The sequence below is a fragment of the Halovenus amylolytica genome, from assembly GCA_004015825.1.
In the GTDB taxonomy this organism is placed as follows: domain Archaea; phylum Halobacteriota; class Halobacteria; order Halobacteriales; family Haloarculaceae; genus Halovenus; species Halovenus amylolytica.
In genome coordinates, this window is the sequence record ML137216.1 from 57,552 (window position 1) to 68,889 (window position 11,338).

9 protein-coding genes and 1 pseudogene are annotated in these 11,338 nt (G+C 59.7%); 5 read left to right on the plus strand and 5 right to left on the minus strand.

All coding sequences use genetic code 11. The annotated features are described in order from the left end of the window. Positions 1 to 93 precede the first annotated feature (93 nt). The 3 genes from infB to cheB all read left to right on the plus strand — a co-directional run bounded on the left by infB (position 94) and on the right by cheB (position 4,363). Complete coding sequence (gene infB, locus EOW68_RS01430) at positions 94 to 1,902, plus strand: translation initiation factor IF-2 (protein ID WP_128223399.1); 1,809 nt, start codon at positions 94 to 96, stop codon at positions 1,900 to 1,902. A 260-nt stretch (positions 1,903 to 2,162) separates the two neighbouring features. After that, entirely contained in the window at positions 2,163 to 3,272 is a 1,110-nt protein-coding gene (locus EOW68_RS01435) for a sensor histidine kinase (protein ID WP_128223400.1), read from the plus strand. Positions 3,273 to 3,304: 32 nt separating this feature from the next. Further along, positions 3,305 to 4,363 (plus strand): chemotaxis-specific protein-glutamate methyltransferase CheB, encoded by a 1,059-nt coding sequence (cheB, locus tag EOW68_RS01440; protein ID WP_128223401.1) that lies wholly within the window; start codon positions 3,305 to 3,307, stop codon positions 4,361 to 4,363. On the opposite strand, the gene EOW68_RS01445 is transcribed toward cheB, so the two are convergent. Beyond that, a complete protein-coding gene (locus tag EOW68_RS01445) occupies positions 4,351 to 5,526 on the minus strand; it encodes an inorganic phosphate transporter (protein ID WP_128223402.1) in 1,176 nt (391 codons plus the stop codon). The two genes, cheB and EOW68_RS01445, sit on opposite strands and share 13 nt — an antisense overlap. Positions 5,527 to 5,620: 94 nt before the next feature. Here EOW68_RS01445 and EOW68_RS01450 point away from each other — a divergent pair, with 94 nt between their 5' ends. Then, positions 5,621 to 5,830: a ribbon-helix-helix domain-containing protein gene (locus EOW68_RS01450; RefSeq protein ID WP_128223403.1), complete on the plus strand. Its 210-nt coding sequence runs from the start codon at positions 5,621 to 5,623 to the stop codon at positions 5,828 to 5,830. Between the two features lie 26 nt (positions 5,831 to 5,856). Here the strand turns inward: EOW68_RS01450 and EOW68_RS01455 are convergent, their stop codons facing one another. Genes EOW68_RS01455 through EOW68_RS01465 form a run of 3 tightly spaced genes read right to left on the minus strand, consistent with a single transcriptional unit; the run spans position 5,857 to position 9,738 of the window. Next, positions 5,857 to 6,270: a JAB/MPN domain protein-containing protein gene (locus EOW68_RS01455; protein ID WP_128223480.1), complete on the minus strand. Its 414-nt coding sequence runs from the start codon at positions 6,268 to 6,270 to the stop codon at positions 5,857 to 5,859. A gap of 59 nt (positions 6,271 to 6,329) precedes the next feature. Beyond that, on the minus strand, positions 6,330 to 8,042 hold the full coding sequence (locus tag EOW68_RS01460; protein WP_128223404.1) for a Coenzyme F420 hydrogenase/dehydrogenase, beta subunit C-terminal domain: 1,713 nt from the start codon (positions 8,040 to 8,042) through the stop codon (positions 6,330 to 6,332). Beyond that, a complete protein-coding gene (locus tag EOW68_RS01465; protein ID WP_128223405.1) occupies positions 8,032 to 9,738 on the minus strand; it encodes a nitrite/sulfite reductase in 1,707 nt (568 codons plus the stop codon). Before EOW68_RS01465 ends, EOW68_RS01460 begins: the two co-directional genes overlap by 11 nt. Before the next feature lie 580 nt (positions 9,739 to 10,318). On the opposite strand from EOW68_RS01465, the gene EOW68_RS01470 reads away from it, so the two are divergent. After that, entirely contained in the window at positions 10,319 to 10,555 is a 237-nt protein-coding gene (locus EOW68_RS01470; RefSeq protein WP_128223406.1) for an HVO_2901 family zinc finger protein, read from the plus strand. Between the two features lie 111 nt (positions 10,556 to 10,666). On the opposite strand, the pseudogene EOW68_RS01475 reads toward EOW68_RS01470, so the two are convergent. Beyond that, positions 10,667 to 11,323 (minus strand): annotated as a pseudogene (locus EOW68_RS01475) (transposase); the annotation flags it as partial. Between the last annotated feature and the right edge of the window lie 15 nt (positions 11,324 to 11,338).

The following is an 11,338-nucleotide window of genomic DNA, read 5'->3' on the forward strand; positions in this document are numbered from 1 at the left end:
CGGCCCCACACGGTTTGAACGCTGTGTCGAACTCCGAGACGATGTACTTAACTTGAATCGCCGGCTGGTTTACACTAATTCTAGTGAGACGAGATGTCCGAACACGAACAGTCCGAACGCAGTGACGGCTCGGCGCTCCGGACGCCGATCGTCGCCGTACTCGGCCACGTCGACCACGGAAAGACGAGCCTGCTCGATCAGATACGCGGCTCGGCTGTCAGCGAGGGGGAAGCGGGCGCGATCACACAGCACATCGGTTCGACCGCGGTGCCACTCGATGTTATCTCCGGGATCGCCGGCGATCTCGTCGATCCCGACGATTTCGATCTCCCTGGACTCTTATTTATCGATACACCCGGCCACCACTCTTTCTCGACGTTGCGTTCGCGCGGGGGCGCGCTCGCGGATATCGCCATCGTCGTCGTCGATGTCAACGACGGCTTTCAGCCACAGACCCACGAGGCGATCGATATCCTCAAACGAACGTCGACGCCGTTTATCGTGGCTGCGAACAAGATCGACACCGTCCCGGGCTGGAACCCAGCGGAGGGTCGGCCGTCGAAACTCGCGATCCAGGCCCAGAGTGACCGCGTCGAATCCGATCTCAACGAGAAACTCTACGAGATTATCGGCCAGCTCTCCGACGAGGACTTCTCGGCGGATATGTACTGGCGTGTGAAGAATTTCCAGTCGAACATCGGTGTCGTGCCAGTGTCTGCGGAGACTGGCGAGGGGATTCCCGACCTGTTGACGGTGCTGATGGGGCTCTCCCAGCGGTACATGAAAGAGGAGATGGCCATCGACGTGACCGGGCCCGGGTCGGGGACGGTGCTCGAAGTTACCGACACGCAGGGGTTCGGTGCGACCATCGACGCTGTCGTCTACGATGGGACGATCGGACAGGACGACACGATCGTCGTCGGCGGGACGCGAGAGCCGATCGTGACGGAGGTCCGTGCACTCCTGCAGCCAAAACCGCTCTCGGCGATCCGCGCCGACGACGAGTTCGAGAAAGTCGACGAGGTCGTCGCAGCACAGGGTGTCAAGATCGCCGCACCGGATCTCGACGACGCGATGGCCGGCGCGCCGGTCCGTGTCGTCCGGGATCAGGACGTCGACGAGGTCGTCAGCGAGGTGAAAGCAGAGCTCGCAAATATCGAGGTTTCGACCGAAGACGAAGGGATCACCGTCAAAGCCGACACACTCGGCAGCCTCGAAGCGCTCGCGAGCACCCTGGCCGAAGAGGAGATTCCGGTGATGCACGCGGAGGTCGGCGACGTCGCACCCCGCGATATCCGGATGGCAGAAACTGCAGAGCAGTCGAAACACCAGTCCATTCTCGCGTTCAACGTCGACGTGCTCGACGATGCCGCCGAGCTCGCCGATCAGGAAGACGTTCGGCTGTTCGAACACGACGTCATCTACCGACTCGTCGAGGGCTACGAGGAGTACGTCGAGGAAATCGAGCAGGAACAACAGGAGCAGGTGCTCGAAAACATAACCCGGCCGGCACGGTTCGAAATTCTCGACGATCATACCTTCCGGCAGTCCGATCCGGCAGTCGTCGGTGTCGAAATCCGGGGTGGATTGCTCAAACGCAACTCGCGGATCGTGAAATTCGAAGGTAACGAGCCGGAGCGAGTGGGGATGCTCAAATCGATCCAGGACGAAGGCGAGGACGTCGACGAAGCACGGACCGGCAACCGCGTCGCGGTCTCGATCGACGGGCCGACCGTCGGCCGGCAGATCAGGGAAGGCGACGAGCTGTGGGTCGAGATCCCCGAGAAACACGCGAAAATCCTCGAACAGGAACTGACGGAGGAAATCTCTGCCGACGAACGAGAAGTCCTCTCGATGTACCTCGACAAACACCGGAACCGCGATCCGTTCTGGGGCAAGTAACGGTACTGGCTGTTTCTCATTCCGACACCGAGACCGACTGTAGGCACTGATCTGTACTCCCAGATCCAGACGCCGATACCGACCCGTCGTAGTGGCGCCACCTGATCTAGTTCCCCCTCACTCGTACTGCTAGTACCTCTCGCCAGATAATACTATTTTAGTAAAAATATACATATAAATTAATATTTTTCACCATAGATCGGTCCTGTTTATTCAATCTTGACAGTCAGTGTTTTGCCGGTTGACTGCAATAGTCAGATATGAGCAGATCGGAGGGTGCGGGCGATTACGACGAGAAAGGCTGGCTACTCGAAACGATACGAGCCACACAACAACTAATTGCAGTAGCAAAAGCTCCAGCAGAGATCGGGACCAAACTTCCGGAGCGACTGGTGCAGCCAGAAGCCACGCAGGTCGCCTGGATCGGACAGCCCACTCCGCAGGGCGGCATTCGAATCCGTGCGAGCAGCCAGCCACTGCCGGATCGGATCGAGGGATTTGGGGACGACTCACGAACGTCCCGGGCACTCGACACCGAGGCGGTTCAGACCGACAGTGCTGATCCGGAGTACGAACAGCTCCGTGACGAGCGCGGGCTTCCAGCCGTCGAGAACACCGTAGCGCTCCCGCTGACGGAGTCCGTCCTCCACCTGTACACCGACGGTGTACTGACTGATGGCTCGGCGGAGCTGCTAGAGACACTAAATGATGTACTCGCGACCGGTCTCCACCGAGCGCGGCTGTCGGAGGAACTCGACCGTGAACGGCGTCGGCTCGAAGAACTCCGTGAACTCGTCTCACACGACCTCGGCAATCCGCTGAATCTGGCCGCTGGTCGACTCGATCTGGTCAAAATGGAGTGTGACAGCGAACACATCGAACACGTCGAGAACGGCCTCCAGCAGATCGACGAACTGGCCGACGAAGGGACCACATTCGTCACCGTGGGGAGAGGAGTCAGCGAACGCGACACGCTCTCACTCGAAGAGATCGGTCGTGATTGCTGGCGCTATGCGAGTACGCAGCGTGGGACCCTCGATATCGAAGCGGCGACGATCGAGGCCGACCCTGAACGACTCCGGCGGATTCTCAACGAACTCATCGGGAACACGTTCGCGCACACGGAAGGACCAGTTACAGTCGAGATCGGTCACCTGGAGAACGCAGCAGGATTCTACGTCGCAGACGACGGAGCGGGAATCCCCGAGGAGGACCGAGAGTACGTCTTCGATCGGGGTTACACGACAGTCTCGGACCGGGATGGAAACGGGCTCGCGATCGTCGAAGAGATCGTCAAGGCCCACGGCTGGGCGATCCACCTGGCCGACGGCCCCGGCACGCGCATCGAAATTCGTACGGAGCGATGGTGATCATATGGCAACGAAACCGCTACGAGTGACTCATGGCTGACGTTGTCGTCGTCGACGATTCGCAGTTCATGCGCGTCCAGATCACGGAGATTCTCGAAGACGGCGGCCACACCGTCGTCGGTGACGCGAGCAACGGGAAGGCAGCGATCGATGTCGTCACCGAGTGCGAACCTGATGTCGTGACGATGGACGTGAAGATGCCGGGGATGGACGGCATCGACGCTGTCGAGGCGATCATGGACGAACAGCCGACGCCAGTGTTGATGTTGAGCAGATACACCGAGGAAGGTGCAGAGACAACCTTCGAAGCGCTCGCTGCGGGGGCAGTCGATTTCATGATGAAACCGGATGGCGAGGTGACGACGAGTCTCGTCGAGTACGCCGAGGATCTGGTCGACCTCGTCGACGTCGTCTCCCGGGCTGACGTCAGCGAGTCACCAGCTACAGAGGCGTCGACGGTGACGCCGGAGCCAGAACTTGCCACCACGGAGTGGGAGAGCCCGCCGACGATCGTGATCGCAGCCTCGACAGGCGGCCCGACAGAGATACACTCGATCGTCGGGTCGCTGCCCGGATCGCTGGGTGCCAGAGTGTTGATCGTCCAGCATATGCCCGAACAGTTCACCGGGCGGTTCGCCAACCGACTCGACGAACTCTCAGAGCTGGCCGTCCGGGAGGCCGAGCCGGGCGACACGGTCGGACCAAACGAGGTTCTCGTCGCCCGCGGTGGAAACCATCTCGAAGTCGATGCGGAGAGTGGTCGGGAGCTACGAGTAACGCTGACCGACGATCCACCGGTGCACAGCGTCCGCCCGGCCGCGGACGTCACACTCCAGTCAGTCGCCGGGACGGTATCAGGTCCCCTGTTGACGGTCGTCCTCTCGGGAATGGGGAAAGATGGGGCCAGCGGCGTCGAAGCTATCGCCGACGCTGGGGGCAAGATTGTCGTTCAAACCCCCGAGTCGGCACGGATCTCCGCGATGCCCGACCGGGCTATCGACACCGGTGTCGTGGATCGAATCGTCCCGACAGAAGAGATACCCGAAACACTGTTCGACGTACTCGACTCTGCGACAGATCAGAACCCGTAGACGGGAACGAATCGGAAGGTGAGATACGCACCCACTGTCGCCACGAGGGGGACGACGTTTTGCATGATGACGACACGCGCCGTCGTCGACGGGTTGAACAGTTCGCTCGCAGACGGTATCTCATCTGGCTCTTCTTCACCGATCTCCGGGAGTTGTTCACCCCCTTCGTCCGTAGCCAGTGCACCGACCGAGACGCGTGTCTCCTCGTCGCCGGCCATCCCGGTGACTGTCGTCGTCCGGGTTGCCCGTCCCCAGCCGAGTCCGATGATGCTCATCGTGGCGATGATGACGAAACTCGCGGGAATACCGATCAAAGAGAGGATGATAACGAGCGTTGCACTCACCGACGCGACGACGATCGCGGCGGTAAGCGGGAGTTCTGTCAGGTCGTTGCCCAGCGTATCCAGTGTCCGACGACCGATCGTAAACGCACCCACACCGACCGCGATCGAGCCGATGATGATACCGGTATTCATCTCCAGATCACCGCTTCCGACCAGCGGTGCGATCGCGTTGGCGATGTTCGACGTTCCCGAGGAGAAAGCCATGATACAGCCGATGAAGACGACGACACCTGTCCCGGCGAGTTCTTTCGTCGAGGTGTTCGGCCCGCGTGTCACACGCGGGAGGACACTCTGTCGTTCGATTTTGATCAGGGGTCCGTCACTCTGGACGAGTTCGATTCGACGGTTGAGTCGTGCGTAGAAATAGCGGCCGATGACACCCGAGACCCAGAAGGCGATGATCGGGGCGACGATCCACCAGACTGCGATCTCGCCCATCACCGCCCACTCGAGCTGTCCAGCGGCGAGTCCGAGCCCCGCAATCGCTCCGACTGCCGTCATCGAGGTGGAGGCCGGGACGCCGAAGAAGTTCCCGATAAAGAGCGCGCCGCCGATAAAGAAGAGGACGGTAACGTTCGCTTCGAGCGTGAAAATCGCCGTACTGCTGACCAGTTCGGTGCCAAGTGTGGAGACGACCCGTCGCCCGACAGTGAACGCACCGACGAAGAAAAATACCGACATCAACCCTGCAGCGACCACCTTCGAAATCGCCTTCGATCCGACAGCGGGGCCAAAGGCAGGCCCCGTCGTCGATCCGCCGATATTATATCCGACAAACAGCGCGACAAGAATCCCGAGCCAGAGTAGTATTTCGGTCACACGGTAGTAGAGGACGTCACGTCGTTTAGTTCTGATCGTTTCCGTTTCTATCGCCTGGCACAATGCCTTTCACTCCGTCCCACAGAGGTGGTATATGACCGAATACACAACCGTCTCGATTCCCAAGGAGTTGAGCGAAGGCGTCGAAGAGACGATCGAAGGAACGAGTTTTCAGTCGACCAGCGATCTGGTCCGGTTTCTGCTCCGGAGTATCGTCATTCAACACCAGCAGCAGGGTGAACTGACCGAAGCGGAGTTCGAGGAGATCGCCGACCAGCTGCACGATCTCGGCTACCTGGAGTAATTACGTCCTGTCTGCCCAACCACCGATCAGACGATCCCTGCCTCTTCGGGTGGTTCGATGTCCAACACGGTGAATTCGAGTTCGTCCCCGGTTCTATCGAAGATTTTGAACGATTCCATATCCCACGGCGGTACTGCGACGAAGATCACCTCGCGGAAATCGTCGCGTTTGGAGAGTTCGAGTTCGCCCCGCGGGTGTGAGACGAACACGCCGGGTGTCTGCCCGGAGGGAGTCCCCAGATCGACACCGAACACTGCGTTGACTGAATCGCCCTCGTTCGGGAGATAAAAGTGGGTGAATACGGGTGTCTCTGCGGAGAGGTTGGCGTCTGGGAGCTCCCCAGCATCAGTGATTGCGAGTGGTACTGTCGTCGACGCTGGATCACGCTCCTCGGCCATCCGCAACAGCGTTTTCAGGAGCCCCTCGGTCAGATAGATCACAGTCACTCCTAGACTCTGCAATAACTTAGTTATAAAGTATTCTGCGGGCCGCGACGGTGCTAGTGATCCGCTTCGTGGGGGGTCAGTTCGCCGCCGTAGTGTTCGACGTGGTCGCTGTAGTCGATGAAACGTGGCGCATCGGGGTCGAACGGTCGTTCGAGCGCCTCGAATGCCTTCTTCTTGTCCCAGCCCTGGAGCTTGCCGACTGCCGATTTGTCTTCCAGATCGTGGTAGTCGAGTACGTCCTTTGTGAGATTCCAGGCGTCGAGTCCCTGTTCGGTCCGGACGATCACCGAGGAGTACTCGTCACTCGATCCGACCGAGCCGACGGTGAGGTCGGCACAGAAGCCGGTGAAGTCGGCACACTCGTCACAGCCCTTGAGGGCTGCGTCGTGGAAGTTCTCGATATCCTCGTTGAGAATCTCGTTACCCTCCAGATCGTCGACCATCAGCTGGCCGTGAAGTACGTCCATCTTGCCGACGTTGTCGATGTCGATCCCGCGTTCCTCTTCGAGTTTCTCGCCGATGAGTCGCTCGTAGTTGAAGTTTTTCGTGCACATCAGCGCAATGCGGTAATCGATCGCGCGGACGCCTTCTTCCTGGGAGCCGTACTCCCATTCGAAGTCTTCCAGCGCACGGATCCCCTCGATCTCACACGGCGTACCGACCACTGCAAGCGAGATATCTTCCCAGTCTTTCTCGAATTTGTCGTCCCACTTCGAGAAATCGAGATGGCCGAGTGCCATCGTCTGGCTGTAGATCGTCCCTGTGTTGTCCTTGAGCTCTTCCGGTGACGTCGCCATGAACCCTTCAGCTTTCCACGGATCTTCGTCGGACTCGGTGGCGATGAGCGCACCGTCGATCTCGCCGGCCTCCATCAGCCGGATCAGGATGCCGGTGACGGCACCGCCGTCCTGGGAGTTGTGTCGCCAGTCTTCCTCGACGCGGGCGGAGAACTCCGTGATCGGGTCGCCCGCACCCTTGACGTTGTCCTCGCCGCCGGTGATCTTCCACTGGCGCTCGTAGCGCAGGCCGCCACGTGGACAGAAGTCCCAGCACAGCGAACAGCCGGTACACATCTTGACCAGTTCCGGCAGTCCATCGTCGCCGATCCCGATGGAGTCGGAGGGACAGGCTGCGACACAGGTGCCACACTGGATACACCGACCAGCGTCGATGACACCCTCGTCCAGCTCCATGAACCACGTCTTGTCGTCGGGTTCCTCGATATCGTTCATCCGCGCGCGGATGCCGTAGCCCGGCGTGTCGAGTTCGGCATCGCCCGGCATGTTCGGTCGCTCGGTCGGATCGGTCGCTTCGCCGCGACCCTCGCCGGCGAGTGGCTGGCTGACCTTCTCCTGAGGGTCGGTGAACTCCAGGTTCGTCAGTTCGCCATCCTCTGTAACGTTCGTCGGTGTCCCGCCGGAGACCTCCGCACCAGCGCCGTCGGTAACGACCTGTCCGCCGTCAGCAGATTTCTCGGAGGGTGATTCCGGTGTTGCCGGCGTGTCGGATTTGCAGCCGCAGTTCGATCCACAGCTGTCCTCTGTCGACTCCTGTGGAATCGATTCCGTCTCCTCTCGTGTCCGGTCCGACTGCTCGGACATCGGCGGCACGCTCGTCCCCGAACTGCCTGCCTCCGGAACACCCGGGAGTGGGGAGCCGTCTGCCAGCTGCTCCGATCGTTCGGACTGCTGTTCGCCGACGCCCGGATCTATGCTGGCGAAGCCTGGCCCGTCTTCGACGAGTTCTGGCTCCTCGTCAGTCGCCATGGGCAACACCTCCGGAGACGTTGGCGTCAGCAGTCTGCATGACCGACCGCAGTCGGTCGTTGTCGACCCGTCGGCACCACTCGTAGAACCGCTCGCCTTCGTGGCGCTCGTCGGCGTAGGCGTCGAACAGCTGTTCGAGTGCGGGGATTACCGCATCCGCGGGGACAGCGTGTTCGACCCAGTCGAGGAACTCGTTGTCGGTGCCGAGGGAACCGCCGAGTCCGAAGTCCATCCCTTCGACCACGTTGTCTCCTTCCTCGTTCGTGGTTCCTTCGGGGTCGTCGACCTGGACCGTCTCGCCACGGAAGCCGATATCCGCGATCTGTGGCTGTGCACACGAGGCAGAACAGCCCGACATGTGCATCCGGACGACGTCGAGATCGTCCGGCGTGTCGATGCGCTTGTCCAGCGCCTTCGCCCAGCGACGAACGCGGTTTTTCGTCTCGATGATGCCGTAGTTACAGAACTCCGACCCTGTGCAGCCGACTGCGCCGCGGGAGAACGGCCCCGGGTTCGGTTTGTACTTGCGGGCAAACGGCTCGTTCATCAGTTTCCCGACGTTCTCCTCGGGAATGTGCGTGAGGAGGAAGTTCTGGTCGGTCGCGAGTCGGACCGAGGCATCTTCGGTGCCGTACTGCTCGGCCGCGCGAGCGGCTTCGGCGAACTCGTCGCCACCCATCCGGCCAGCGATGACGTTGAATCCGACGTACTTGAGGCCGTCTTTCTTCTGGTCGTGAACGCCGACGTGGTCGCCGACGTAGCCCTCCGTGAGATCGACGCCACGGGTCGGGAACTCCACGCTCGCGCGGTCGCGGACCGCTTCCTCGAATTTCTCCGGTCCCACCTGCTCGACGAGGTAGCGCATCCGGCAAACGCCGCGGTTGTGTCGGTCACCGAGTTCCTTGAACGTCTGGGCGACTGCGCGGCAGTACTCGACGGCATCCTCCGGCGGGATGAACATATCCTGCGAGGAGGCCATTCGGGGGCCGTCCGAGAGTCCGCCGCCGACCTTGGTGTGGAAGCCGTACTGCCACTCGCCGTCGATTTCCTTCTTTGCAGGCGTCAGTCCGATATCGTTGATCTGCGACTGGCTGCAGTCGTGTTTGCAGCCGGTGATCGTCATCTTGAACTTCCGCGGGAGATTCGAGTACTCGCGGTTCCCCTCGAAGAAATCAGAGACAGCGTCGACGACAGGTTGTGCGTTGAAACATTCGTGGCCATCGAGTCCGGCGGCGGGACAGCCGAGCACGTTCCGTGCGCCGTCACCACAGCCGCCGATGGTCGTCAGCCCGACCTCGTCGTACATGTCCCAGATTTCCGGCACATCTTCGATTTCGATCCAGTGTTTCTGGATATCCTGGCGCGTAGTGATGTCGAGATAGGCATCACCCCAGATGCTGTTCTGTTCCTCACCGCCGTACTCGTCGGGTGCACAGGCGTACTCCGTGGCCACCTCGCCGATGACCTCGGCTTGTTCGGGTGTGAGATAGCCGCCGGGGACTTTCGTCCGCATCATGATGTAGCCACGCTGGACGCCGTGGGTGTACATGCCGGTCCACTTCATTCGTTCCCAGACGCCCTCGCCCTCGCGTTCCTCGATCTCGTCGAAGGAAAGGCCCTCCTCTGCGAATTCCTCGACCAGCTCGATCATCTCGAGCGGGTGTTTCTCCTGTTTCCATTGTTCGACTGTATTCATATTGGATACCTCGTCGGCAGTGACAGCAACTGCCGCTCTTACCCACTGGTGTATCTACGGCTACTTATTCGCCGCCAACTCGGTGAATACCGCCACACTTCCCCTCTAGCGGAAGTAATTGCCTCTTGTATAGCCGTCATATTGAGGGAAGGCCGTTCAACCAGTGACGCGTCCGGTAGTTTACCGGATGCAGTTCTGGGGAAGACAGGCTGGTACTACCCAGGTACCGGAACTCCTTTCCGGTACTCTGTGGACAGATGTCCCAACGATCTCACCCCGAATGTCCGCCCCGGTTCTGTTCGCTCCGAGACCAGACCAGCTGTACTTCCTGCTGGCACTTTCGTTCATGCTAGCTGGGTTTCATATCGGGACGGACAGGGACGCACAACTCCGTCGGTTCCGGGGAAGATCGGACGGTAACACTGTCTTGTCACGGAATACCGCTCCAGTATGGCGGTTATCCGGGACTTTTTTCCACAGTAATACGGTCTTACAGAAGTAGTCCGCCGGTTTCGAACATAAAATCGCTAGCAGTGAACGTTCCGATGGAATTTTAAAAGAGAACTGGGTATTATCTGATATGGTGCACACTTGCCGTAACTGTAAGCGCACATTCAGTTCAGAGCTCGAACTCGATCTACACCAGGACAACTGCACGGAGGGGGATCTGTTCTGTGACCGGTGTGGGGAGCGGTTTTCCGAACGAAAGGCCACAACAGACGGCTGGCACTATCGGTGTCCGACAGAAGACTGTGATGGAGAAGGGATCGGCGAGGAAATTCACAAGGTAACAGACGTACGCTTGCAGACGCCGTAGGACCGGTTCTGGGGGGACTGTTCGATTCTCTGATCGCGTTAGTGGTTTCTAGCTGTTTCTCTTTGCATACCGAGTTGCACCTGAACGGTAGAGCCTGTCATAGAATCCATCTCATAGATTCTCACAGCCCGGATTGTTCCCTCGCTCGTAGTTGGTGATGGCAACAACGAGCCGGAGGCAGAGCGCAACGAACACTTCTGTCCGTGCATGGACGCGGCCTCGGGCGCGAACGTGCCCGAGGCCGCAGTCTTTGACTGCATCGTTGGTTCGTTCGACTCCTGTCCGGTTGTTGTACGTCTCGTTCAGGATGGATTGTTTCAGTTGAACGTCCTCGCTGTGTTCCCCGATTTGGTCTTCGACCCTGTACTCGATGTCTTTCGGGTCATCAGTGTTTCGCGGGTTGTATGGAGCGATTGGCACGACCCCTGCGGCCAGCAGGTGGTCGTGCCAATCGAGGATGTCGTAGGCGCTGTCTCCAAGCATCCAGATCGGTGTATCGACGGCGAGCGCGTCACGCGTGACGCGCATCGCCGTCTCCTTGTCTGCTTGTTTGGTCTGTGTGAACTCTGCTGCTATCGGGATCTTTGCACCGGTTGAAACGATCGTGCAGCCGAAGCCATAGTAGTGTTCCTCAGCTGTTGGATCGTAGTTCCATGACGCTGCGTCGTTGTGTTGGATCGCTTCGATGTGCGTCGAATCGATTGAGTATGTGGAGTCGAGCAGGCCGCGGGCGGCGGCCTGCTCGACGAGTCTGTCGAAGATATCGTCGAAAAACTGTTAGAG

Coding starts and splice junctions, on each gene's coding strand:
- EOW68_RS01470 (WP_128223406.1), top strand. CDS start 10,319: ATGGTGCACACTTGCCGTAACTGTAAGCGCACATTCAGTTCAGAGCTC.
- EOW68_RS01435 (WP_128223400.1), top strand. CDS start 2,163: ATGAGCAGATCGGAGGGTGCGGGCGATTACGACGAGAAAGGCTGGCTA.
- infB (WP_128223399.1), top strand. CDS start 94: ATGTCCGAACACGAACAGTCCGAACGCAGTGACGGCTCGGCGCTCCGG.
- EOW68_RS01450 (WP_128223403.1), top strand. CDS start 5,621: ATGACCGAATACACAACCGTCTCGATTCCCAAGGAGTTGAGCGAAGGC.
- cheB (WP_128223401.1), top strand. CDS start 3,305: ATGGCTGACGTTGTCGTCGTCGACGATTCGCAGTTCATGCGCGTCCAG.
- EOW68_RS01460 (WP_128223404.1), bottom strand. CDS start 8,042: ATGGCGACTGACGAGGAGCCAGAACTCGTCGAAGACGGGCCAGGCTTC.
- EOW68_RS01465 (WP_128223405.1), bottom strand. CDS start 9,738: ATGAATACAGTCGAACAATGGAAACAGGAGAAACACCCGCTCGAGATG.